Here is a 25,794-nt window from a genome sequence, read left to right as displayed (position 1 = left end):
ACGTTATTTCTAACCTAAAAGCGATCAAGAAAGATGAAGAACCTATATATCAGTTTAAGTTTTATGCTGGCAGCGCAGTTTGCCATGGCACAAAATAAAGACACGGAAAAAGCAGATAAGCTATTCAACCGTTTTGAATACATTGATGCTGCCGACGAATACATGAAGCTTGCCAACAAAAAAGATCCTTATGTTTACAGGCAGCTTGCTGAGAGCTACTACAACATGTTTAACAGTAAAGAGGCTATTAAGTGGTATGAAAAGGCTGTTAAGTCTAAGCAGGACTCTGAGATCTATTACCACTATGCCCAGATGCTAAAAGCCGAAGGCAGATATGAGGAAGCTAATGCACAAATGCTCACTTTTGCCAAAATGGCTCCTAAGGATCAAAGAGCAATCATATTTATGAAAGATCCTGATTATTTGCCTAAACTAAAAAGTCAAACCAAGCTTTTTGACGAGCAGTACTTAGACATTAGTGATAAAAAATATACCGATTTTGGCGCTGTATTAAACGACGACAAATCTTTTTACTTTACCAGTACACGTAACACCGTTCGCAGGAAATATGGCCGTAACGAAGAGCCATATCTTGATTTATATGTAGCCACTTATCAGGGAGACGGTAAATTTAGCAGCCCAGAACCGGTTACTGAGATAAACAGTAAATGGCACGACGGCCCTGCAACTATTACAGCCGATGGCAATACCATGTACTTTGCCAGCGAGAGCTTTAAAGAAGGAAAGTTTGAGAAAGACAACGGTCAGCAAACCGGACTACTTTACATCTTTAAGGCGACTAAAGTAAACGGAAAGTGGGGTAATGTAGAGGCTTTACCGCTTAACGACAAGCGTTGGTCATCTGCTAACCCATCAGTTAGTGCCGATGGCAAAACCCTTTATTTCTCTTCAAACAGAACAGGTTCTATGGGTGAAACTGATATTTGGAAAGTAGATATTAAAGGCCCTAACTCATACGGGAAACCGGAAAACATGGGTCCAAAAGTAAATACAGAAGGAAGAGAAAGCTTCCCTTACATAACATCAGATAATAAACTTTTCTTCTCTTCAGAAGGACTTAAAGGTTTTGGTGGTTATGACGTATATATGATAGATTTAAACGGTGACAACGAAGCTATTAATCTGGGAGATCCTATCAACACCTCTAAAGACGACTTCTCATTCACCTTTAACGCTTCACAAAACGTTGGTTTCTTTGCCAGTAACCGCTTAGGAACAGATAACCTGTATATGGCTACTCCTATTTGTGGTGTGGAAGTTATAGTAACTGTTAGAGACAAAAAAACAGGAAAAATTATTCCGGCAGGAAAAGTAGCTATACTTGACGACAGAAATAACGTAATCGAAACCAGAACAGCCGATGCAAACGGTAAAGTTACCTATAGTGTAGACTGTGATACTGATTACACAGTACAGGCATCAATAGAAGGTTACAAGACAGATAACTTCCCGGCAGAGAAGAAACACGGTGGTGAAGTTGCCGTAATGGCCGATCTTGAACCGCTAGACGATCTTATCGTAGGCGACAGGGTGGTACTAAACAGTATCTATTTTGAATATGATAAGAGTAACATTACTCCTCAGGCAGCCTTTGAACTAAACAAACTGGTTGATGTAATGAAGTCATACCCTGAAATGGTTATCGAGGCACAGGCACACACTGATAGCCGAGGTAGTGATGACTACAACATGAAGTTATCTGAACAAAGAGCAAAATCTGTAATGCAATATGTTGTATCACAAGGTATATCAAGAGAAAGGATAACCGGAAAAGGTTATGGTGAAACCATGCCTAAGGTAAATTGTGGCGACAACTGTACTGAAGAAGAGCATGCTAAGAACAGACGTAATGAGTTTGTTATAATAAAAAGATAAGCCATTCTAATTTAACAGAAGGTTAAAAAAAGCAGTCCTATGTGGCTGCTTTTTCAATATTTAACCTTTTTTTTATAAATTATTTGCACGGCTATACTTTACATTTTGGTAACGCTTTAGTAATTTTGCTCAGCATTTAACTTCAGCATTATTTATGCCTTTACACCTAACTGAAATAGAACGTGTAAAAACCATCTCAAAAGAAGATTTTTACAATAACTACGTAAAAAAGCAAAAACCTGTAGTGATTGAACAATTAACTCAGGATTGGCCTGCTTACGAAAAATGGAGACTGAATTATATTAAGGATTTAGCCGGAGATAAGACTGTACCATTGTATGACGATCGCCCGGTTTCACATGAAGACGGATTTAATGAAGCACATGCCGAAATGAAAATGTCTGAATACATAGACCTTCTTCAGTCAAAACCAACAAACTACCGTATATTTTTATATAACCTGATGAAGGAAGTACCTTCGCTTCAAAAAGACTTTAAATGGCCTGATTTAGGTTTAAGACTTATAAAGCAATTACCAATGTTGTTTTTTGGCGGAGAAAATTCAAAAGTATTTATCCATTACGATATTGATTACTCTAACATACTGCATTTTCATTTTCACGGTAAAAAAAGATGTATACTTTTTGCTCCAAACCAAACTCCTTACCTATACAAAGTACCGCATTCATTAATCTCAAGAGAAGATATTGATTTTGATAATCCGGATCTTGAAAAATGGCCGGCACTACAACATGCCGAAGGACTGGTAGCAAACCTTGAACACGGGGAAATGCTTTACATGCCCGAAGGCTACTGGCATTACATGAAATATGTAACCCCGGGGTTCTCAATGAGTCTAAGAGCGTTGCCAAGAAAAATAAGCAACCTCTCTAAAGCGGTTTACAATATATTTGTAATGAGGCATTATGACAACCTTATGCGACGATACAAAGGGCAGGCCTGGATTGATTACAAAAACGAAGAAGCTGTTAAGCGAACACATAAAAAGCTTAATATACCGGTATAAAAACAGTAATCCCGTTCGGCAAGAATGGGATTATTTTTTACCTTTAAACACTAGCCTCACTATTTATGCACAAAACCTATACTGTTGAAGAAGCGAAACGAAAACTGGAGCAATACTGTGCCTACCAGGATCGTTGCCATGTAGAGGTTTTACAAAAACTAAAGAGCATGAATATGATTTCGCAGGCATGTGATGTTATTATTACCCACCTTATAGAGCATAATTTCCTTAACGAAGAACGCTTTGCCAAAAGCTTTGCCCGAGGTAAATTCAGAATTAAAAACTGGGGGCGCATCCGTATAAAAAACGAGCTTAAACTCAGGGAGATTACACGCTTTAACCTTGAAGCAGCCCTAAAGGAAATACCAGACGGAGAATACCTTGAAACTTTCCATTCCCTTGCCGAAAAACAATGGGACAACATTAGGGAAACCAACATCCAAAAGAAAAAAAAGAAACTCTTTGACTTCCTGATGCGCAAGGGTTTTGAGAGTAATTTAATTTATGACAAACTGAATGAACTAGCAGCTTAATCACAATTTAAATTCTCTTAATAAAATGTTAATTAAAAATTAGTACCTTAGCAGTCCCCATAAATATTTGTTAACGTAAAAATTCCCCTGTGCTATGAGAACAAGAATTCTTTTGGCCACTCTGCTTGTTGCGGCCTTTAGTTACGGACAAGAGTTTAACTTCAAAGAACTGAATACCAAGGGTAGACAACTCATGTTTACCAAACCCGACAGTGCCATTGTTTACCTTAAAAAAGGTATGCAGGAAGCCGAAAGGATTAAAGCCCATGATACCATTTTTGGTGATTTATACCATCTGTATGGTATACGCGACCTTATGCTCAACAAATTTGATTCGGGTATAATCTATTTTAAAAAAGCAGCCGAATACAACAAAAGCTGCCCTGATAAACAGGTAAGGGCTTTTTGTAACATCGCCCTATGTTACAGAAACTTAGGCGAGTTTGACAAATCAATAAAACAGTTAAACGAAATACTCAACTCGGGTAAACAAACCGAAAAAACTCTTGCTATAGTGTATGGCGAACTTGCCTCAAACTATATGCAAAAGTTTCAAAACGAAAAAGCCATTAACAGCCTTCTTAAAGCTATTGATGTACTTAAGAAGATGAACGACGACTCTGAAGTTTATCCTATTAAACAAAAACTGGCTAACATCTATATGTTACAGGGCAACTATGAGTTTGCTATTGACCTGTATGACGATTGTATTGCCGGATTCAAGAAAAGAGGTGATAATAAAAACCTATCATACACTTACCTAAATAAAGCTGAGAGCCTTATACAGCTCAACAAACTGGACGAAGCTAAAGAGAACCTGAATTTAAGCATCAAATGGCTAAAGGAATACCAGGATATATCGGTACTTGGTGTAGCCTATTCTAAAATAGGGCATATAGAAGCACGTGAAGGAAACGAAGCCGAAGCCCTTGCTTCATACGAGTATGCTATGGAAAATTTAAGCGCTTCAAATTCGCCATACATTATAAGGGTAGGTATGGAATATATAAACCACCTTAACCGTAACAAAAAGTATAAAAAATCACTCGTAGTGATTGATCAGGTTAAAGAAAGTGAAGCCTACAAGAGTATTAATCTTGAAGACAAAATGTATTTCTTACAGGCAATGGCAGACACTTATAAATTTACAGGTAGTTACAAAAAGGCGACCGACAATTATACCGAAGCTATTACCCTAAAGGACTCTATCGCTACAATGGATAAGGAAAATGCCCTTAACGAAATACAAGGCAAGCTCCAAAATGAAATACAGCGCGAAAAAAATATAGCCCTAGCTAACAGCAATAAAGCGCTTGAAGAAAAAATAACCAAAAACAAAATTATAATCTGGCTTAGTATTATAGGAAGTCTTATTATCATCATATTAATACTTACCATACTCAGATCGGCAAAACTTAAAAACAGGCTACAAAAAGAAGCGCTTAGAACTATTGCTGCCGAAAAGAACTTAATGGAACAGCAAAGCCAGTATGACAAGGAAATTTATGAAGCCCAAAAAGAACGCATTAAAGAAAAGCAACGAGAACTTACATCGAGCGCCCTTAGAATGGCAAACCTACAGGACAGCATAAACGAGATTATAAACAAATGCCTTCGCAAGGAGATGATAAATATTAATGATGTAAGAAAAGAACTCCAGCTGCTAACAAAACAAAAAGATTACTGGAAACAGTTTGAAACACGTTTCAATCAAGTACACCCTGACTTTAATCATTTGCTGGCAGAGAAGTTTGACAACCTTACAAAAAACGATTTAGAGTTTTGCTCCCTTTTAAAGCTGAATTTAACCAATAAGGAAATCGCATCGCTATTACAAATTTCACACGAAAGTGTAATTACCAAAAAATACAGAATTAAGAAAAAAATGAATATTCAGGAAGATGTAGACTTTGAAAAGGTGATTATGGAAATTTAGACGTCTTTTTTCTCTCATTCATCACTATCCAAAACATAGACAAGATTAAGTCATTAAAAAACAACATTTTAACACTTAAAAAAAATACACCTGTCTATAGTTTGTCTATCAAAATTTTGTTAAAAACCACAAACTATACCTTAAATTTGTAGCATACAACTCGACAAAATGATTAATAAATCCGACGAGTGGCAGTTTATCAAAATAACAGTTCTTGAAATTTCCTGCTTTATATTACTAAATAACTGGTGCTATTTTAGACCTAAGATATGAAATACACGCCCCCGTATTTTATGTTAAAAACCCAACACCGGTGATTGCAACGCCCCCTGTAATCATTGGTGTTTTTTTTATAAAATACAGCCAATAAAAAAGCAACCCCTACCTCCTAATAAATTATGGTAAAAAATAAAGAAAACTTCTCAAAAATTTAAAATAACAAGCTATTATTTATCTTACATTTTGCTCTATTTTCTGATTATTATACAATGTTTCGCGTATATTAGTATTTACATTATAAATAAAATACTTGTTAAGTAAAATATAAACAAAAATTCACTCACATAACCATAAATAATTATATATCAGTATATTTGCCCCGATTTAAAAGCTAAATAATAATTTTTATTTACGCTTAACGAATTGAATTTTAATTACAAGAGTTTATATAAAAAACTACCACTAACTAAAAAGTAAATGGTTAGTTTTTAAAGCATATTATGGGTTCTTAGTCCCGTAATGTTTAGTAATTTTTTAGTTGGATGCAAGGAACCCCCTACTCTGTAAGGGGTTTCTTTTTTATTTAGACACCAGTATACTAACTGCATTACCGCCAAAGCCTACAGCATTAACCAATATCTTTTTAAGTTTTTTATCCTGAACAAAAGGAACATCTTTAGCAAACGGAACATTTATAAACTGTTGCTTGTTAAGCATCATTACGGCAAGCTCAAGGCTTAATAACCCCGAAGCACCAAATGTATGCCCTATTTTCCATTTGTTAGTAGTAATTAACGGTAACTTATCGCCAAAGAGTTTTTTTATGGCATTAAGCTCCGAAAGGTCACCTTTTATAGTTCCCGGCGCATGCATTACAACAGCATCAATCTCACTTTTATCAATACCTTCCATAGCCATAAGCATTGACTTCTGTAAACAGTCGGCATCGGCAGATATGGAAACACTGTGTTTTAAAACCTCTGTAGAGTACCCTACACCTTCAACATAAGCAAGAGCATTTTCTTTTTTACCTGCTTCCAAGCATGCAATTGCTGCTCCTTCACCAAGTACCATGGTATTCATCTCTTTTTCCATATCAAGCGCATGGCAGGGATATTCTCCTTTTTGTGCAGAATATATTTTCATAGCCCGCATTTGAGCAATAGTAAAAGGCGTAAGCGGTGCTTCGCTTCCTCCTACCATAAACTTATCAGACATACCTCCTCTTATCCATGCCACACCGTTAAGAAGCGCATGCAAAGCTGTAGAACAGGTTATGGAATGTGAAATATCAGGTCCGGTACTTTTAAGGTCATGCGCTACCCACGATGAGATATTACCTAAAGTGGTAGATGGCGAAGCCTGAACCCCTGCTTTACCGGTTTCAAGAAATTCCCTGTAGTGATTCTCAAACAATTCGGTTGCACCTCTGGAAGAACCAATGTTAATCCCGAAAACGTCTCCTTCCTTCCATCCTGCCTCGTTTGCAGCAACCCTCGATGCCAGTATAGCAAACAGTACTGACTTGTCCAGATTCCTGTATTTAAGATCTGACTCTGCCAGTTGTGCTACTTTCTCAGTAAGTTCATCGGTAAGTTTTGCTGCCGGCACACTCTTTCCGCCTATTTCGGTATATTGGATTTTTGTGCTTGTTTGCAGATAATTTTCCCATACCTGTTGAGCAGTATCGCCTAACGGTGAAAGGGAAGCTATGGAAGTTATGGAAACGGGTGTTGCCAAAATAATAGAATTTGCCTGCAAAAGTAAGGCAAACAATAAAAAAAACCGAGGATTAACCCCGGTTTATATGTTTTAGCTCTGCTTTAGTTTTTAAACTATTTCGTCTATTGCCTGTTTCACAACATTATAAACCTTAGCCAGTAGTTCATTGCTTATAATATATGGCGGAAGTATATAGATGATATTTCCTACAGGCCTTAGTATCACTCCGTTTTCAATAAAGAAATTATAGAGTTTGTTCCTAAAATCACCATAGTAACTCTCATTACCGTCACGCTTAATCTCAAAAGCCATTATAACACCCAGTACACGGGCATTGATAACCCTTGGATGTTTTTTAATCTCAGCTATAAAATCAAGATGACTTGCATTAATACGGGCAAGGTTAGCTTTCATCTCATCTGTAAGCAACAGTTCCAGTCCGGCTAGTGCTGCCGCACATCCGGTTGGATTAGCTGTAAAAGTATGTCCGTGAAATAAGGCTTTGTTTATATCATCATCATAAAAACCTTCAAAAAGCTCCTTGGTAAAAGTAGTTATTGCCATAGGTATGGTCCCGGCTGTAAGCGCTTTGGAAAGACACATCATATCGGGCTCAACGGTAAGGTAATCACAGGCAAATATTTTCCCTGTTTTACCAAAGCCTGTCATCACTTCGTCGGCAATAGTGAATACCCCGTGTTCTTTACACGCTTTAATCAGGTTGTCAAGGGCTTGTGGTTCATACATCACCATACCTGCTGCCCCCTGAACCAACGGTTCAAATATAAACGCAGCATATTCTCCGGTAGCTGCCAGTTCCTTTATGGTAGCCAAACTCTTTTCCTCGTCCCCCTTTACAGGTACAGGAACACGAACCACCTCTACCAATGATCCTTTAAAAGCTTCGGTAAAAAAGGAAATACCGCTTGCTGCCATAGCTGCAAAGGTATCACCGTGAAAAGCCTCTTCAAAAGCCAATATTTTGGTACGTTTTTCACCTTTATTAAAATAATACTGAAGCGCCACTTTAATGGCCACTTCTACTGCTGTCGATCCGTTATCAGAAAAGAACATCTTCTTTTGGCTACCTGGCAGTATCTCCACCAGTTTTTCCGAAAGCACAACAGCAGGCTCGTGTGTAAACCCACCAAACAGCACATGCTCTAATGATGTTAGCTGTTTATAAATAGCATCAGCCACATGCTTATTACTATGTCCGTAAGGATTAACCCACCACGAAGCAATGGCATCTATATATTCTTTTCCGTTTTCGTCCCATAAAAGGGCTCCTTCACCTTTTACAATCCCTATAGGTTTTGCTGCGGTTTTATGTTGTGTATAAGGGTGCCACAGATGTTTGCTGTCGCGCTCTGTAAGCCCCTTTGTATTTTGAATGCTCATGTTATAAGTTTATCAGGTTTTCCCTAAAATCGTCGGCATATTGCAGCACAACGTTTTTATCAAAGTACGGTTCTTCCTCTATACGCCCTATCATTTTTATACCGGTACGCTTTAGCACTACTTCTTCGGTTGAAGGGACTTCGGTTCCGTTAAAAATAATTCCGGCTACCTCTATACCCCTGCTTTTTAAAACCTCAAGGGTTAACAGGGTGTGGTTAATACTCCCCAAATAATGACGTGATACTATGATTACTTTATAATCAGGCTGAATCAAATCGACTATAGAGTCGGTATCGTTTAGGGGAACAAGTAATCCTCCGGCACCTTCAATGACCAAATGGTTTTTGGTAGCAGGCTCCTTAATCTTTTTCAAATCGATGGTAATACCGTCTATATGAGCCGCAAGGTGCGGACTTGCAGGTGTATTAAGTGTATAGCTATTAGGGTGGATAACCGTTTTGTTATTGGTTAAATAGCGTTCTATTTTATGACTGTCTGAATTGTCTAAATCGCCGGCCTGTACAGGCTTCCAGTAGTCGGCTTCAAGGGATTCGGTTATTATGGACGATGCTATGGTTTTACCTACATCGGTACCAATACCGGTTACAAATAGTTTCATTCTATATTAAATTCATTTCCGCAGTTATTACAGCGGTATTTGTATTTCGTGTAAAACGGAAGTGCCACCGCTATAAAAGTAAAAAGGAATGCAAAAAGCGATTTTATATCCTTAATGGTAGTACCCAGTTCAATTTCATGACTGCTACACTTGGGGCAGGTTAAAGGCATGCCCTGGTCATCAAGCGAATAGCGGCTAACATCCTGTAAAACTTCTGTTGCCCTTTCTTTATCCTCAAGACGTACTAACAGCTTTACCCCACCTATAGCATTACTCACCAACGGATCGGTATCAATCGTATTATTGTCTTTCATAAAAACCTCAATACCTTCGGCTTCCAGCCTCCCTTTAATAATAATCGCTTCAGATGAATACTGAAACGATGCTATTTTTACAAAGGCGTTTTCCATATCACAAATTTATTAAATAAGCTTTCCACCACCGAGGCAGCTCGATTTTTTAAGGGTTTTAACTAAAATACAACAGTAATTTTAATAAAACATTACCAATACAACGCTATTATATTAGTTAATTTTGACAATCTCCCAGCTAATTTAACATGTTTTTACTTATATGAACACTGCTAAGGTACCGGCTTACATAAAGTCTGTTTACATATCGCTGCTTATTATAATTATCATATTCTTTATGGTAATGGCTAAGCCGATATTGGTTCCGTTGGTTATATCGGGTTACATTGCCATGTTGCTTACTTCATCCTGCAACTGGCTGGAACGCCGAAAAGTACCACGGTCTGTAAGTGCCGCTATATGCCTGCTGATATTCATTTTTGTAATATCGGGGCTTATACTGTTTATCTACACTCAGGTTAAGGGATTTGTTAACGATTTAGGTGGAGATCTTTATGACAGGGTAAATGACTTTGTGATTGAAGCTAATGCCTGGTTTGACAAACATATAGGAGTAGACCTTGGTATGAGAAACGGCTTTGAGATTAAAAAGGCTGTTGAGATGGTACAGACAGATGAAGCTCCGCCTACCCAAATACTATGGTCTACCATTAGCATGCTGGGCGATATAATACTACTACCCGTTTACGTTTTCTTCCTGCTGATATACAGAGATCACCTTGCTGTTTTTGTGGCTAAGGTTTTTAAAAAGTCAGACAGTGATGAACTACTGGAAAAGCTAACCTCAATACGAAAAATTGTATATGCCTATATATCAGGGGCAGGTAAGGTTATGTTAATACTCGCCATTGCCAATACCGCCGTATTATTTGCCCTGGGTATTGAACACGCTATCTTTTTTGGAGTGCTGGCAGGGATACTTAACATCATCCCTTATTTGGGGCCTTGGATAGGGGTAACACTGCCTTTATTGTTCTCTTTAATAACCAAAGACAGCTTTTTTTACCCTGCCGCCATACTGGTATCGTTCACATTTATCCAAATGCTGGAAGGCGCTTTCCTTACACCAAAAATCACCGGAAGCAATGTTAATCTTAATGCCCTTATTACCTTTTTGGGACTGCTTATTGGCGGAGCGATTTGGGGCGTTGTGGGAATGATTATAATAATACCGAGTATTGCCATACTGAAAAAGCTTTTTGAGATGCACGAAGACACCATGCCTTATGCCTACCTGTTTGGCGAGGAAGACAATAACTGGTTTAAAAAGCGAACGAGAAAAAAACGTAAAAAGCAGGAAACCGTTACAGATGAAGAAGCTCCCGGAGCTTAGTAAGCACCTGTGTTATTTCCTGATGTGTGGTATAACTATGTAAACAGAATCTTAATCGTTCCTGTCCCTGTGGCACAGTAGGCGACAGTATAGGCTTTACATTATACCCCGCCTGCTGCAGTGACAATGCCATGTTTTTAACCTTATCATTACCCGAAACTATAGCACAATGTATAGCCGAATCACTTGGTATAAACAGTTTAGCTAAATCAAGTCTGTTTATTTCCTTCACAAAAAAAGCTATATTTTGTTTTAACTGGTTTTGAGCTTTCCTGTTTTTTTCAAGATATTGGTAAGCTGTATAAATCACGGCAAGCGAATGTGGCGGTAAGGCTGTAGTATAAATAAAACTACGCGCAAAGTTTAAAAGATACTCCCTTAAACCATCTGGTCCCAAAACTGCCGCACCGTGACAGCCAAGCCCTTTACCAAAGGTCATGATGCGGGCAAAAACCCTGTTTTCATACCCCATTTGCTGTATAAGACCTTCACCCCTGTTACCAAAAACACCCAGTGCGTGAGCCTCATCAATTACCAGCCTGCAGTTATACTTTTCGGCAACAGCCAAAAACTTTTCAAAATCAGGACAATCACCATCCATTGAGAAAACTGATTCGGTTACTATATACACCTCGGCCTCTCCGCGTTTATGCCTGCCTATCAGGTTTTCAATATGACAGGGATCGTTATGACGGAATTTAAATGATTTGGCATTGCTAAGCCTTAGTCCGTCTCTAATGGAAGCATGGATGTATTCGTCATACAACACCACGTCATCCTTTTGCGGAACGGAAGAAAAGAATCCTACATTAGCATCATAACCCGAATTAAACACCAATACCGAAGGACTGTTGTGAAATTTGGCTATAAAAGCCTCGGTATCCCTATATAAAGCATGGTTACCGCTTATTAATCTGGAACCGGTAGCACCGTTGCTAACCACATTAGCAGAAAGCAGGTATTGATGTGCTTGTTGGAAAATTTCATCAGATTGTGAGAAACCCAGATAATCGTTTGAAGAAAAATCTACCAGCCCTCCAGCTTCAGTTAAAGTACGCAGTGCATTAGCCTCTTTTCGTTGTTGTAGCTTGAGTTGTAAGGATTTTGGTAGTTTTTCCATAACTCAAAAATACGGAAGATTATGCAGCCCTGTATTTCAAAAAAATATTGTTTTTTGAAAATTAATTATTGTTTTTCGATAATTTATATATATTTGCATCAAACAAACCAATCAACTTTACCTACAATGAGCAAAATAAAAATATTAAACTGGATACTTAAAGGTCTTATTCTCATAACAGCGCTAGGAATAGCACTTAATATATACCTGTATTACTCCTCACTACAACACCATCGATTTATAAACTCACTAAAACTCGATATTTTCTATCTTCTATATGCTCCAGCGTTAAAAGGAATACTATTTCTCTCTTCAATAATTTGTCTACAAATTTCAATAGGCTCTTTTATCAAGCATAATTTCTTTAACCCCAAAAGTGTAAAACACCTGAAGTATAGCGGAATTTTACTCTTAATATACAGCCTTGCAGGCATAGGTTTAAACATAATTTTTGTTATTATTAATAACTCTTTTAAAAACGGTTTTCCTGATATGGACTCTTTAAATTACCTTTTTAAGAGCAATAGTCATATCGCTACACTGATTATAGCTATTGGAATTTTTGTAGTAGGCGATATAATTAAATCAGGTGTTACTATTAAACAGGAAAACGAATTAACGATATAACTAATACCATGAAACGACTTTTAGTACTAAAAACAATTATTAATATATTATTTGCCCTTGCAGTAATACCGGCAATATTTGGTCTGCCCTTTATTTTAATGACGGCCATAATGCCCGACAGGATTCCGTTTTCTCTTAACGGTGACGGCGATAAATTTGCCAACATACACGGAGCAGAACTGATAATAGCACTGCTTGCCGTATACATATCTTATGTGTTACTGGTTTACGCAGTATACCTGTTTAAAAAGGTACTGGAAAGTTTTAAAAAGAAACGCTTTTTTGACGAGGCGGTAATTGTTTCCTTTAATCAAATGGGGAAAGCCATAATACTAAGCTGGATAATAGGCACATTACCTACAGCATATTTTTCCCTTTTGCAGGGCAAAGCGAGCGTAAGCCTGGGCTTTAACAACTCATTATTCACACTGGGTCTTGGTTTCTTTTTTATCGTGCTAAGCGATGTTTTCCTTATGGCAAAACAACAAAAAGAAGAAAACGACCTAACCGTATAAAACAATTAAAAACCACACCTTACCTTAATTAAACACACCTTATTATGAAAACACGAATAAACTTACCTACAATACTTTATAAACTATTCAGTTTTTCATATCGTTTATCCATTGCAGCTATTAGCCTGCTTTTAATTATGGATTTAATATCTGGTTTTGACAGCTCTATTGAATATGATGTACCGGTGCATATAACATATAATATTCCTAAAGAGGATATATATAAGAAAAACATCTATTTATCTAAATTCACAAACTATAAAGACGGTAAAGTTATAACTGAAGACTACGAAAAGCCCGATGATAGAGAATCTACTCTTGTAATGCGTGGTGAAATAAACATAAAACCAAAAAACATCTTCCATAAAACAATTCTTATAGTAAAATACTATTTATTATTCATTTTAAGTATTTTCATTACATGGCATACCCGTGAGTTCTTCAAAAAGCTATCTATAGACTTTAAGTTTAGCCCCAAACACAAAAAACATCTTAACACTATCGCTTATTCAATAATGAGTTTCGAGCTTTTAAAATTCATCGTAAGCTTAATAAATAAAGCATATATATCAAATATTAAAAGCATTATATATGCCCCTTCAATCCCTGACTCAAATTACACTCTTCTAAATTTTAAAATCACTTACGACATAAATTTATTGCCTTTTTTCTTAGGCGCTATAATTATCTGCATAAGTAAGCTTTTAGAATACGGACAACAATTACAGGAAGAAAACGACTTAACCGTTTAAACAGTTACTATGAAAACCTATATAATGAAACATGTAAATGTTATTATTATCGCATTAAGAATATTACTTGCCGTAGTAGCGATAATGGCTGTATATAACATTGGTATCGGAATATTTATGATTATAAAAAACAACCGCGAATTATCTCATGACTTTTTAAATCAAACCTTTAATCTACCTAAGTATACCATAAGCGAAGAAACACAGCTGGCAGGTATTTTTGCTATAATATACGGTGGTTTTTTAGCTTACCTTATATACGGTATTAAACGTTTTTACAAATGCATGAACAAAATAAAAAGCGGTAAAATGTTTTATAACGACCAGGGAGAAGACTTTAATAAAGCTGGTGCTGCGGTAATTACTTTTGCTAAAGCAAAATTTGTATTATATAGTTGTACCGCACTGGTATTACATTTTGATATACCGTTTTTATTCAAACAAATTTTACCTTTTTTAGGACTATACCTTACTGGAAAACTCCTTTACATTATGGCCTATATGGCAGAAAAAGGAGAATTTATACAGGAAGAAAACGAACTAACAATATAAGCCTATGCCCATTATCATCAATTTAGACGTTATGCTGGCAAAGCGAAAAATGCGCTCTAACGAGCTCGCCGACAAAATAGGCATAACAACAGCTAACCTTTCGATACTTAAAACAGGAAAGGCTAAGGCGATTCGTTTCAGTACGCTGGAAGCCATTTGTAAAGAACTGGATTGCCAGCCTGGGGATATTATGGAGTTTATAGACGAAGAAAACGATAGTAATCAATGATATATTTGCTATTTCTTATACCCATATTGGCTACCGTGATATCGCCAAAACGGTTTCCCTTATTCGTTACAGTGTTTATTAGCATGTATGCGTTTTATGGATATCTGTGGATTGAAGACTACTTTCTCTATACCGGAAAAGCCGGATGGAGAGGCTTTGACCTATTCATGTTGACCACAATAACAGGACTATTTTATTTTGCGATACATACCCTGTTTATATTTTTTGGATGGCTTAAGGAAAATAAAAAAATGATGTGGACACATATAACAGGACTTATACTATTTGCTGTTCATGCAATAGCGATTTTTCTTAAAGCTACAAATCAACCCATTCCTTATTTTGGGGATCTGTAGCATCCAGCAAATCAGTATTGAGTTTTACCGCTAACTGACGTCCCATTTCTAAAGAAGCTTCAGGATAACCGTTTGTATATATCGTAAAATGTTTTGAGGTATTGTACCATACATTTACATCATAAACATAGCCACTACTATCGGTACGCCCGTCGCCATCACTATCTTTAGACCACGCCTGCCTGAATACAGATATGTAATCAATTTCAGGTAATTCAATCCATTTACCGGTTTTAAAAGGACCTACAACAATCTCTTTTTTATATTTCCTGTTTTCAAGATCAAAATAAACATTGTTTATAGTGGAGAATTTAAGAGCATACCCAAAAGTAAGCATAGCAGGAAAAATAAATTTAACAGCTTCTATAAATGTCCCCATATCAAACACTACAAACAATGGAACAACTGCAATAAACAGTAGTACTATTGTTGCCGTAAATAAAAGGGCCGCAATGATGGTTTGCCAAAACGGGCGTCTGCCTTCGCTTATAATAACATTGTCTAAAGTTTTCTCCATAAAACAAGTATAATAAAAAAAGCCCTGTAGACTACAGGGCTTTCAATTTATATCTAAAAATAATTAAGATTTAGTCAACTAAGATAATCACCTTGTTATCTTTCATTTCCAGCGTACCGGAATTTACAGACAGAAGGAATTTCTGGTCTTTGTCTGACTTTACAAACTTTCCGCCAAAAGAGTTGTTACTCTTAAAATCAGAAACTTCGATTTTTATGTCACCAGCAGCAAGTATCGATACGATATTAGCGTGGTGGTTTAACATCTGGAATTCACCATTTACTCCCGGTACAGTTACTGATGTAACTTCTCCTTTAAATAAGTGGCCTTCCGGTGATACTATTTCTAATAACATAGTTTAAAGTTTTGAGTTTAGGGTTACGTGCTTAGCGTTAACGGATGAACCATGAACTGCAAACCCGAAACCCCGAACTTTTTATTATGCCTCGCTTAACATTTTCTGACCTGCTTCGATTACATCTTCGATGGTACCTTTAAGGTTGAAGGCAGCTTCCGGTAGGTGATCTAGTTCACCATCCATGATCATGTTAAATCCTTTGATTGTATCTTTAATACTTACTAATACCCCAGGGATACCTGTAAACTGCTCTGCTACGTGGAATGGCTGAGAAAGGAAACGTTGAACACGACGAGCGCGTGATACCGATAGTTTATCATCCTCACTAAGTTCTTCCATACCAAGGATAGCAATAATATCCTGAAGTTCTTTATATTTCTGAAGAATATATTTTACTCTTTGTGCACAGTTGTAGTGCTCATCACCTAAGATTTGCGGAGTAAGGATTCTTGAAGTAGAATCAAGAGGGTCTACCGCCGGGTAGATACCAAGCTCAGCAATTTTACGTGAAAGTACTGTTGTAGCATCAAGGTGGGCGAAAGTTGTAGCCGGCGCCGGGTCAGTTAAGTCATCCGCAGGTACATATACCGCCTGTACTGAAGTAATAGATCCTTTTTTAGTCGAAGTAATACGCTCCTGCATAGCACCCATCTCTGTAGCCAGAGTTGGCTGATAACCTACCGCAGATGGCATACGACCAAGAAGTGCAGATACCTCAGAACCAGCCTGAGTAAAACGGAAGATGTTATCTACGAAGAAAAGTACGTCTTTCCCCTGTCCGTCACCTGCTCCATCACGGAAATACTCAGCAATTGTAAGACCTGAAAGCGCAACACGTGCACGTGCTCCAGGTGGCTCATTCATCTGTCCGAATACGAATGTAGCCTTAGACTGCCTCATACCTGTTTTATCTACTTTAGAAAGGTCCCAACCACCGTTCTCCATTGAGTGCATGAAATCGTCTCCGTATTTAATAATACCAGACTCAAGCATCTCACGAAGAAGGTCATTACCTTCACGTGTTCTTTCACCTACTCCTGCGAATACAGAAAGACCACCGTGACCTTTTGCAATATTGTTAATCAACTCCTGAATAAGTACCGTTTTACCTACACCAGCACCACCGAAAAGACCAATTTTACCACCTTTTGCATAAGGCTCAATAAGGTCAATTACTTTAATACCGGTAAATAAAACTTCTGATGAAGTTGACAGATCCTCAAATTTAGGTGCCTGACGGTGAATAGGTAAACCATTCTCACCCTCTTTAGGCAAATCACCAAGACCGTCGATAGCATCTCCAACAACATTAAATAAACGTCCGTAAACGTCTCCGCCAACAGGCATCTGGATAGGGTTTCCTGTTGCAACAACTTCCTGCCCTCTGCTTAATCCGTCAGTAGAGTCCATGGAAATAGTACGAACAGTATCCTCACCTACGTGAGACTGTACCTCCAGTACCAGTTTTGAACCATCTTTTTTAGTGATTTCTAATGAATCATAAATTTTTGGAAGCTCAGCGTTTTGGGTGTTAAACACCACATCTACAACCGGCCCGATAATCTGTGCAACTTTTCCTATTCCTTTAGACATTGCTTATATATTTATTTAACAGCTATTTACGTTTCCTGAAAAAACCTCTTTTTTTCGAGCGCAAAGATAGTTTTTTCCAAACAAAATATCCAATTTATTTTTTGCATTTTTTGCAACAAAAAGCCTGATTATTAAAAATACACTGCAATTACCCTTCTATACAGGGTTTCATTTATGAATTTCAAAAAGAAAAAAACATTTTACCCTTACATCTTTAAAACAATCAACTCAACGCCATAACCCAATTTTAAAGCCTTCTTTGCAAGAAAAACATATTTCACAAAAAAGCCGCTAAGTAAATCTTAGCGGCCCTAATTTAATTATTTTATTTATTAAGATTACTCTACCGTAACCGATTTTGCCAGGTTTCTTGGCTGATCCACATTACAATCTCTCATTACCGCAATATGGTAAGAAAGCAACTGTAACGGTATTGTAGTTACCAGCGGCGAAAGCGCATCTGAAACTTCCGGAATCTCAATAACATGATCTGCTAAATCTTTCACCTGAGTATCTCCTTTTGTAACTACAGCGATAATTTTTCCGCTACGCGATTTAATTTCCTGTATGTTACTTACAATCTTATCATAGTGCTCCTGTTTTGGCGCAACAACAACAACAGGCATTTGCTCATCAATAAGAGCGATAGGTCCGTGCTTCATTTCTGCCGCAGGATAACCCTCTGCATGGATATAAGATATCTCTTTAAGCTTTAAAGCTCCCTCAAGCGCCACAGGGAAGTTATACCCTCTACCTAAGTATAGGCAGTTTGAAGCATCTTTATAGGCTGCTGCCACTTTTTGAGCAACATCGTTAGTTTGAAGTGCCTCTTCCACTTTTTGCGGAATTAACTCCATTTCCTGCAGGTATCTAAAGTAGTCTGATTTTGTAAGCGTACCTTTAGCATTCGCTAAACGTAAAGCAATTAACGTTAACACAGTAATTTGTGTAGTAAATGCTTTTGTAGATGCTACACCAATTTCAGGACCTGCGTGAGTATAAGCCCCTGCATTTGTTTCTCTCGATATAGACGACCCTACCACATTACAAACTCCAAATACAAATGCTCCGTTCTCTTTTGCCATTTTGATAGCTGCAAGCGTATCGGCAGTTTCACCCGACTGAGATATTGCTATAACAACATCATCTTTGTTTATAATCGGGTTTCTGTACCTAAACTCAGAAGCATACTCTACCTCTACAGGGATACGTGCAAACTCCTCAAAAATGTATTCGGCTACTAAACCTGCGTGCCATGAGGTACCACAGGCAACTATAAGTATCCTATTTGCATTAAGGAATTTTTGAAGATTATCTTCAACACCCGCCATTTTAATAATACCGGTATCTGTATGAAGCCTACCTCTGTAAGTATCTTTAATCACATTAGGCTGCTCATAAATCTCTTTAAGCATAAAGTGGTCGTAACCGTTTTTCTCTATCTGCTCAAGGTTCATTTGCAGCTCCTGAATATAAGGATCCACTAACGAGTCATCTTTAATTTTTCTTATTTTAAGCTCTTTTCCAAGCCTTATAACTGCCATTTCCTCATCTTCAAGATATATGGCGTTTGAAGTATATTCAATAAAAGGAGAAGCATCTGACGCGATAAAGAACTCATCTTCACCAACACCAATTGCCAACGGACTACCTAAACGGGCAGCTACAAGCTCATTTGGTTTCTTTTTATCAAAAACCACAATAGCATAAGCACCTACCACCTGATTTAAAGCTACCTGAACAGCTTTACCCAGCTTAAGGTTATCCTTCTTTTGTACATCTTCAATCAGGTTAACCAATACCTCGGTATCAGTGTCTGATTTAAAAGTGTACCCTCTTTTAATAAGCTCTTTTTTTAAAGGCTCGTAGTTCTCAATAATACCGTTATGTATTATTACAAGCTCTCCCGAGTTAGAAAAGTGCGGATGTGAGTTCACATCGTTTGGCACACCGTGAGTAGCCCACCTTGTATGCCCCATACCAATAGTACCGGCAGATGTCCCCTCCTGTTTCGCTCTCTCTTCTAAATCTGAAACTTTACCCTTGGTCTTGGAAAGTTTAAGGTCGTTCCCATCATAAAGAACAACCCCGGCACTGTCATACCCCCTATATTCAAGTCTTTTAAGACCTTTAATAATAATTGGATATGCTTCTTTGTGTCCTATATAACCAACAATTCCACACATAATTCTTAATAATTTGGTTAATTTGGTTTGGTATAATAAATCTCTAGCTTAAGCCTTTTATCTTCAGGAACGTTAGCTCCTGATTTACTCCCGTAAATCACTGTTCCCATCGGACTTATTGCCGATGATAACGGAGCAGACTTCACTTCGGTCGTCCCTGTTGTAAACGAAGTTCTCAATGCTGCATTCGAAATCTGATTAATAGACTCTGTTACCGCCAGCCCAAGAACCACATTTGTAGAATCTTTGTTAACTATATTGTTTATGTGATCTGTAATACGAACTTTATAACGTAACCCTTCGCCATCATCATCATACTCAAGAATACCACCATAAATATAACGACTATATTTAGAATTAGATGCATTTGTGGTTTGATCTACATAATAATCATACAGTGGCCTTCTGTTATTCACATCATAAAGATACAATCTGTTTGGCTCTATAGCGTTAGCCATAGCAGCCTTATCTATGTAAAAAGTAAGATTAGCTTCGTTTATAAGCACTCTTTCTCCTGTTACAGGATCTGGCTTAAGAAAATCAAGATCCACCTGATCCAGTATATTAATAAACGCTAACGAACCTTCACCTCCTTTAACATATAATCGTTCGTCGCCTTCTACTTCATCTGAAGAACCTATAGCAGAGGCAAACGTATCATTATAAGTATTATCAAAAAGATTTACGGTATTACCGGTTAAATTAAGAGTAATCGTATTACTGGTAGTTTCAATATTACCCTCATCATCAACTACAGGCTCACCGTTAATATCCAGTTTTGTGTCAGTATAAAGTATAACTATTTTACCATCTGTAAAATCCATCATACCCATTGCACTCACATCTCCTACCTGTTCCACATCAAAATAAAGCCCTCTAAAGTAGTCTTTAAAAACATTATTGTTTACCAGGCTTCCGTCAGGAGCATTAAATATTTTCTCAGTGAAAAACTGCTTATCAAGCTGAAGATACATACCCGGAGCAAATCGCTCTACAAGTTTCTCACTTCCGTCTTCAAGAGTAACTTTTCTGTCAATTTCAGATTTACTGAAAAAGAAAAGATTATTCTCATCTGCGTTCGTGCTGTTATTCAACAAAACAGAACCTTTGTAAGCATCAATCAATGAACGGTCGTCTGAATAATATTTTTGAACTCCGTCTTCCGACCCCGGATCTGAACCTCTAAGGTAATATCCGTTTTCAAAAATATTTAGTTTAAACCTACCATTCTCAGCTCCAAAAACAGAATCTAAAGTATACGTGCTCTCACCATCAGTATCGGTACTTTCCAAATTACTGAAATAAGGCACATATAAATACACAGTATCTATTACCGGATTGGTTAGTGTTGGATTTTCACTGGCAAGCGATAACTGTGTTACAAAACGGGAAATAGTTTTACCAAACACAGGATTATCATAAACACCTAATGCATTTATTGGCATATTATTAGTTTGCACCGATCCTGTAGACTTATCAAAAGCCACAGCATTAGCAACATACTTTTCAATACCATTGTGGTGTATGTCATCCTGAATTATATCAGAACCTACCTCATTATAATCATAATCACAAGCTATTACACTTACAAGAGCAACAGCACCTAAAGCAACAGCAAGTTTATTTAGTATTCGGCTTTTCATAGATTTTTTTTAAAATGTTTTTCTATAAAACCTGATTTTTATAGAAATTAGTATACTCCTCTGCAAATTTATCTTTAGGAACATACGGCAGGAATGGTTTTCCTGAAGCCTCTACAAACTTAACCATATCGTCAGAAACATTCTCTGAAGCTATGATAACTGCATCAGAATGCGCTATGGATGCTTTTAATATATTTTCATAAGTCGGTTCAGCAAGATGCTTTACATCACTTTCAGGAACATCATCAAAGACCACTTTTTTAATCATGTCGTTATCCAGAGTACCGTCAAAAGACTGACCGTATACCGAAGTAACAATTTTTGTATCAGCAAAAAGCGCTTCATCTTTATAAAAATGTTTCATATAGATAGGCAACATAGCAGCCATCCAGCCATGAACATGAATAATATCGGGAACCCAGTTAAGTTTCTTAACAGTTTCCACCACTCCTTTTGCAAAGAAAATAGACCTTTCATCGTTATCCGGGTAAAGTGTTCCGTCTTCATCAGCAAAAGTTGCTTTTCTTTTAAAGTATTCATCGTTATCAATAAAATAAACCTGAATCCTTTCTTTTGGTATAGAAGCCACCTTAATGATAAGTGGCATATCCATATCATTCACCACCAGGTTCATACCTGACAGACGAATAACTTCATGTAACTGATGCCTTCTTTCATTAATATTACCGTAGCGAGGCATAAAAATTCTGATTTGCCCGCCTTGGTCGTTTATCATTTTTGGCACGTCATACGACATCAAAGACACTTCATTTTCAGCCAAATAAGGTACTACTTCAGATGATACATATAATATCCTCTTATCCTCCATTGTAAATATTAGATTTTAGAATTGGGTATAAAAAACACGCAAAATTAAACAATTTTATGCATTTTATCACTAAAATATTAATTTTGCCTCCAATTTTAATTACAAATTAATGCTCATTTTCAACAACAAAACCGATTTAAAAGCACAGTTAGCCAAGCTTAGGGAAACTAACTCGGGCGTTGGTTTTGTACCTACCATGGGAGCCCTGCACAACGGTCACCTCTCTCTTTTAAAGGAGTCTGTAAAGCATAACAGCCATACTGTTATCAGTATTTTTGTTAACCCAACCCAGTTTAATAATCCCGAAGATCTGGAAAAATATCCGCGCACGCTGGAAACAGATGTCGATAAGATTAAAACGGTAAGTGAGAAAATTATTGTTTTCGCACCCAGTGTTAAAGAAATGTATGAGGATAACATTACATCGGCAAACTTTTCTTTTGACGGACTGGAAAACCAAATGGAAGGACGTTTCAGGCCGGGACATTTTGACGGAGTGGGTACCATTGTAAAAAAACTGTTTGAAATAGTAGAACCTGATAATGCTTACTTTGGCGAAAAGGATTTTCAGCAGCTTCAAATCGTTAAGAAGATGGTAGAAAAAAACAATATGCCGGTAAAAGTAGTAGGCTGCCCTATACTGAGGGAAGAAAACGGACTGGCAATGAGTTCACGCAACCAGCGCCTTAGCGATGAAGATAAAACCAAGGCAGCATTAATTTACAAAACCTTAACCGAGGCTAGGCAATTATTTGACAGTCATTCCGTTGAATATGTAACCGAATATGTAAATAACATTTTCAAGGCACACCCGGAGTTTGAAATGGAGTACTTTGAAGTAGCCGAAGAAGACACGCTTTTACCTGCCAGTATTAAGGAAAATAAAAAATACCGTGCTTTTATTGCTGTTTTTTTAAGTAATATTCGCCTAATAGACAATATTTCATTAAATTGATTACCTTTGCGCCATGCAAATTCAAGTTGTAAAGTCCAAGATTCACCGCGTTACGGTGACTGGAGCCGATTTAAATTACATAGGCAGTATAACTATTGACGAAGCGTTAATGGAAGCTGCAAACATTATTGAAGGTGAAAAAGTTTCCATCGTTAACATTAACAATGGTGAAAGACTGGAAACTTATGTGATAAAAGGAAACAGGAACAGCGGAGAAATAACACTTAACGGTCCGGCTGCCAGAAAAGTACAAAAGGGAGATATTATTATCATCATCTCTTATGGTATCTTTGAATTCGAAGAGGCTAAAACATTTAAGCCTTCTATTGTTTTCCCAAATGAGACAGACAACTCGCTAACATAATTTGAAAAAAAAGTTAAGCAGAATATTAAGTATACTACTCCCACTCATGTTGGGAGTTTTTTTAGTTATATACACATTCAGGCAATTCACCCCACAGGAGGTAGAAGATGTAAAAAACAGCTTTAAAACAGCTAATTACCTGTATGTAGGAATATCTCTCCTTATAGGCTTAACTGGTTTTTGGGCAAGAGCCTACCGCTGGAAATACACCCTGGCTCACATAGGCCATACTGCGCCGTTCCCTGTAAAATTTGGCGCCGTTAGTATTACCTACCTCATGAACATGATTGTTCCACGAAGCGGGGAAGTTAGCCGTGCCATTGTATTAAAAAGATATGCCCATGTACCTTTTGACAAAGGACTGGGAACTATAATCTCCGAAAGAATAATAGACCTTTTCCTGCTTATTATAGTACTTAGCGCTACTGCCTTTTTACAGTTTGATGTTGTAAAAGAACACCTTGCCGAAGTTCCTTTTAAAAAACTACTTATTTACGGAATTATAGCCGGAATTTTATTTTTAGGTTCTATCCTGTTTTTTATATACTCAAAACTAAGCTGGGTACAAAAACTCAAAGCAAAAGTATCAGGGCTTATTGAAGGTGCACTAAGTGTTTTTAAAATGCCTAATAAATGGCCTTTCCTATTACTTTCGGTTTATATATGGTTCTCTTATGTACTTATGTTTTACATAACCATTTATGCCTTACCGGAAACCGCCAGTCTTTCTTTCGGGTCGGTAGCAACTGCCTTTGTAGTAGGCAGTCTGGTTATCACTTTCACTAATGGCGGAACAGGCTGGTTCCCTGTAGTTATAGGCAAAACACTTACCGTTTATGGTATACCTTTTACTGCCGGAACTGCCTTTGGTTGGATTGTTTGGGGATCGCAAACAGGCCTTATAATTTTACTGGGCGGCCTGTCATTTTTATTATTGCCTTTACTTCAAAAAAGCAAATAATCGCTATCTTTCCGCTTTCAACTAAAAACCGACCAAAAGCAATGAAAAAAATTACCTTACTGTTGCTGATTTTTGCTTTTTGCAATACTTACGCCCAGCAGCTTACCACTGAAGAAATTACATCTGAAGCGTTAAACGAAAACAGACTGGTAACTATAAAATTACCCAGCTCTTATGAACGCAGCAAAGACAAAAAATACCCATTACTTGTATTACTTGACGGCGATTACCTGCTAGACCCTTTTGCCGGGGTGCTATCGTACACTTCTTACTGGGACGACCTCCCGGAAGTTATAATAGTAGCAATTAGCCAGCCCGACAGGGATATGGACTGCGAATGGGAAAGCGAAAGCGGACTTCCGCAGGAAAAAGGAGAAAAATTCTTTGATTTTATAGGACGTGAAGTTGTACCCATGATGGAAAAAAAATACAGGGTATCTCCGTTTAAAATTATAGCCGGGCATGATGTAACTGCCGGATTTGCTAACTTCTTTCTGTATAAAGACGATCCGCTTTTTAATGCCTATATCATGATGAGTCCGGTACTGCCGGCAGAAATGGAAACCCGTGTTCCTGCCAGATTCAAAGCGATAGACAAACCTATTTTTTACTATCTGGCTACTGCCGATGGCGATGTAGGCCGACTTAAAAACAAAATAAAAGTAATGGACGAAAACATTAAGGCAGTGACCGAAACCAAGTTCCGTTACCTTTTTGACGAGTTTATTGGAGAATCCCATTACTCATTAGTACCAAATGCTATTCCAAGTGCATTGTATCATATTTTCTCTTCTTACCAGCCTATCACGTCAGATGAGTTTCAAAAACTGGCAGCACAAACTTCAGGTTACGTGCAATACCTTGAAGACAAGTATGATATGATTGAAAGAGACCTTGGTGTAAAAATGACGGTTCGTCTTAACGACTTTAAAGCCATTGAAGCTGCTATTATGAAAAATGGTGCTTTTGGCGAGTTTAGAGACCTGGCAAACGTAGCAAGAAAAAACTATCCTAAAACCATAATAGGCGAATACTATGAAGCATTGTTTTACGAACATACAGGCAACATAAAAAAAGCCATCAAAGTATACAACAACAGTTTTAACTTTGAGGAAATAGGTGGGATAACAAAAGATTATATGCTTGAAAAAGCAGAGAGTTTAAAAAGTGAGATGTAATA

Annotated in this window: 25 protein-coding genes; 14 read left to right on the top strand and 11 right to left on the bottom strand. The window is 37.4% G+C overall.

The features are described from left to right. The first annotated feature begins 33 nt into the window (after nt 1-33). The 4 genes from GN157_RS11400 (at nt 34) to GN157_RS11385 (ending at nt 5,392) form a co-directional block, all read left to right on the top strand. A complete protein-coding gene (locus GN157_RS11400; RefSeq protein ID WP_157483522.1) occupies nt 34-1,896 on the top strand; it encodes an OmpA family protein in 1,863 nt (620 codons plus the stop codon). Between the two features lie 154 nt (nt 1,897-2,050). Next, nucleotides 2,051-2,923, top strand: coding sequence for a cupin-like domain-containing protein (locus GN157_RS11395; RefSeq protein WP_157483521.1), 873 nt, complete (start codon nt 2,051-2,053; stop codon nt 2,921-2,923). Nucleotides 2,924-2,988: 65 nt separating this feature from the next. Next, nucleotides 2,989-3,456 carry a regulatory protein RecX gene (locus tag GN157_RS11390; RefSeq protein WP_157483520.1) on the top strand — a complete coding sequence of 156 codons (468 nt, stop codon included), beginning with the start codon at nt 2,989-2,991 and terminating at the stop codon, nt 3,454-3,456. A 94-nt stretch (nt 3,457-3,550) separates the two neighbouring features. Further along, nucleotides 3,551-5,392: a tetratricopeptide repeat protein gene (locus GN157_RS11385; protein WP_157483519.1), complete on the top strand. Its 1,842-nt coding sequence runs from the start codon at nt 3,551-3,553 to the stop codon at nt 5,390-5,392. 798 nt (nt 5,393-6,190) lie between these two features. On the opposite strand, the gene GN157_RS11380 is transcribed toward GN157_RS11385, so the two are convergent. The 4 genes from GN157_RS11380 to GN157_RS11365 form a co-directional block, all read right to left on the bottom strand. Then, on the bottom strand, nt 6,191-7,351 hold the full coding sequence (locus GN157_RS11380; RefSeq protein WP_157483518.1) for a beta-ketoacyl synthase N-terminal-like domain-containing protein: 1,161 nt from the start codon (nt 7,349-7,351) through the stop codon (nt 6,191-6,193). A gap of 90 nt (nt 7,352-7,441) precedes the next feature. Then, a complete protein-coding gene (bioA, locus tag GN157_RS11375) occupies nt 7,442-8,734 on the bottom strand; it encodes an adenosylmethionine--8-amino-7-oxononanoate transaminase (RefSeq protein ID WP_157483517.1) in 1,293 nt (430 codons plus the stop codon). A gap of 1 nt (nt 8,735) precedes the next feature. Beyond that, the gene (bioD, locus tag GN157_RS11370) at nt 8,736-9,353 is read right to left on the bottom strand and encodes a dethiobiotin synthase (protein WP_157483516.1); all 618 of its coding nucleotides are present in this window, start codon (nt 9,351-9,353) and stop codon (nt 8,736-8,738) included. Further along, nucleotides 9,350-9,763 (bottom strand): putative signal transducing protein, encoded by a 414-nt coding sequence (locus GN157_RS11365; RefSeq protein ID WP_157483515.1) that lies wholly within the window; start codon nt 9,761-9,763, stop codon nt 9,350-9,352. The genes bioD and GN157_RS11365 overlap by 4 nt, the downstream gene beginning before the upstream one ends. Before the next feature lie 163 nt (nt 9,764-9,926). On the opposite strand from GN157_RS11365, the gene GN157_RS11360 reads away from it, so the two are divergent. Continuing rightward, entirely contained in the window at nt 9,927-11,057 is a 1,131-nt protein-coding gene (locus tag GN157_RS11360; protein WP_157483514.1) for an AI-2E family transporter, read from the top strand. On the opposite strand, the gene GN157_RS11355 is transcribed toward GN157_RS11360, so the two are convergent. After that, nucleotides 11,029-12,177 (bottom strand): aminotransferase class I/II-fold pyridoxal phosphate-dependent enzyme, encoded by a 1,149-nt coding sequence (locus tag GN157_RS11355; RefSeq protein ID WP_157483513.1) that lies wholly within the window; start codon nt 12,175-12,177, stop codon nt 11,029-11,031. The two genes, GN157_RS11360 and GN157_RS11355, sit on opposite strands and share 29 nt — an antisense overlap. 126 nt (nt 12,178-12,303) lie before the next feature. Between GN157_RS11355 and GN157_RS11350 the strand changes: the two genes are divergently transcribed. Genes GN157_RS11350 through GN157_RS11330 form a run of 5 tightly spaced genes read left to right on the top strand, consistent with a single transcriptional unit; the run spans nt 12,304 to nt 14,852 of the window. Continuing rightward, nucleotides 12,304-12,804 carry a DUF2975 domain-containing protein gene (locus tag GN157_RS11350; RefSeq protein ID WP_197429439.1) on the top strand — a complete coding sequence of 167 codons (501 nt, stop codon included), beginning with the start codon at nt 12,304-12,306 and terminating at the stop codon, nt 12,802-12,804. Nucleotides 12,805-12,812: 8 nt separating this feature from the next. Then, nucleotides 12,813-13,319 carry a DUF2975 domain-containing protein gene (locus tag GN157_RS11345; protein ID WP_157483511.1) on the top strand — a complete coding sequence of 169 codons (507 nt, stop codon included), beginning with the start codon at nt 12,813-12,815 and terminating at the stop codon, nt 13,317-13,319. 44 nt (nt 13,320-13,363) lie between these two features. After that, on the top strand, nt 13,364-14,071 hold the full coding sequence (locus GN157_RS11340; RefSeq protein WP_157483510.1) for a DUF2975 domain-containing protein: 708 nt from the start codon (nt 13,364-13,366) through the stop codon (nt 14,069-14,071). Nucleotides 14,072-14,080: 9 nt separating this feature from the next. Then, a complete protein-coding gene (locus GN157_RS11335; protein WP_157483509.1) occupies nt 14,081-14,623 on the top strand; it encodes a hypothetical protein in 543 nt (180 codons plus the stop codon). A gap of 4 nt (nt 14,624-14,627) precedes the next feature. Further along, nucleotides 14,628-14,852 carry a helix-turn-helix domain-containing protein gene (locus GN157_RS11330; RefSeq protein WP_035131343.1) on the top strand — a complete coding sequence of 75 codons (225 nt, stop codon included), beginning with the start codon at nt 14,628-14,630 and terminating at the stop codon, nt 14,850-14,852. A gap of 318 nt (nt 14,853-15,170) precedes the next feature. On the opposite strand, the gene GN157_RS11325 is transcribed toward GN157_RS11330, so the two are convergent. From GN157_RS11325 to GN157_RS11300, 6 genes are all read right to left on the bottom strand, one after another. Further along, the gene (locus tag GN157_RS11325; RefSeq protein WP_157483508.1) at nt 15,171-15,725 is read right to left on the bottom strand and encodes a hypothetical protein; all 555 of its coding nucleotides are present in this window, start codon (nt 15,723-15,725) and stop codon (nt 15,171-15,173) included. A 70-nt stretch (nt 15,726-15,795) separates the two neighbouring features. After that, a complete protein-coding gene (locus GN157_RS11320; RefSeq protein ID WP_157483507.1) occupies nt 15,796-16,080 on the bottom strand; it encodes a F0F1 ATP synthase subunit epsilon in 285 nt (94 codons plus the stop codon). Nucleotides 16,081-16,164: 84 nt separating this feature from the next. After that, entirely contained in the window at nt 16,165-17,676 is a 1,512-nt protein-coding gene (atpD, locus tag GN157_RS11315; RefSeq protein ID WP_157483506.1) for a F0F1 ATP synthase subunit beta, read from the bottom strand. Between the two features lie 338 nt (nt 17,677-18,014). Beyond that, nucleotides 18,015-19,862, bottom strand: coding sequence for a glutamine--fructose-6-phosphate transaminase (isomerizing) (gene glmS, locus GN157_RS11310; protein WP_157483505.1), 1,848 nt, complete (start codon nt 19,860-19,862; stop codon nt 18,015-18,017). A 17-nt stretch (nt 19,863-19,879) separates the two neighbouring features. After that, complete coding sequence (locus GN157_RS11305) at nt 19,880-21,505, bottom strand: DUF4270 domain-containing protein (RefSeq protein ID WP_157483504.1); 1,626 nt, start codon at nt 21,503-21,505, stop codon at nt 19,880-19,882. 22 nt (nt 21,506-21,527) lie between these two features. Continuing rightward, nucleotides 21,528-22,334: a glycogen/starch synthase gene (locus tag GN157_RS11300; protein WP_157483503.1), complete on the bottom strand. Its 807-nt coding sequence runs from the start codon at nt 22,332-22,334 to the stop codon at nt 21,528-21,530. Between the two features lie 109 nt (nt 22,335-22,443). Here GN157_RS11300 and panC point away from each other — a divergent pair, with 109 nt between their 5' ends. Genes panC through GN157_RS11280 form a run of 4 tightly spaced genes read left to right on the top strand, consistent with a single transcriptional unit; the run spans nt 22,444 to nt 25,792 of the window. Beyond that, nucleotides 22,444-23,289, top strand: coding sequence for a pantoate--beta-alanine ligase (gene panC, locus GN157_RS11295; RefSeq protein WP_157483502.1), 846 nt, complete (start codon nt 22,444-22,446; stop codon nt 23,287-23,289). Nucleotides 23,290-23,302: 13 nt separating this feature from the next. Then, complete coding sequence (panD, locus tag GN157_RS11290) at nt 23,303-23,653, top strand: aspartate 1-decarboxylase (RefSeq protein WP_035131358.1); 351 nt, start codon at nt 23,303-23,305, stop codon at nt 23,651-23,653. 46 nt (nt 23,654-23,699) lie between these two features. Further along, nucleotides 23,700-24,614, top strand: a complete 915-nt coding sequence (locus GN157_RS11285; RefSeq protein ID WP_231749128.1) for a lysylphosphatidylglycerol synthase transmembrane domain-containing protein — start codon at nt 23,700-23,702, stop codon at nt 24,612-24,614. Nucleotides 24,615-24,655: 41 nt separating this feature from the next. After that, entirely contained in the window at nt 24,656-25,792 is a 1,137-nt protein-coding gene (locus GN157_RS11280) for an alpha/beta hydrolase (protein ID WP_157483500.1), read from the top strand. The last annotated feature ends 2 nt before the right edge of the window (nt 25,793-25,794 follow it).

The sequence above is a fragment of the Flavobacterium rakeshii genome (assembly GCF_009741375.1).
Classification (GTDB): Bacteria; Bacteroidota; Bacteroidia; order Flavobacteriales; family Flavobacteriaceae; genus Flavobacterium; species Flavobacterium rakeshii.
Note: the sequence above shows the minus strand (reverse complement) of the source record. Positions and strands in the feature narration are given on the sequence as shown.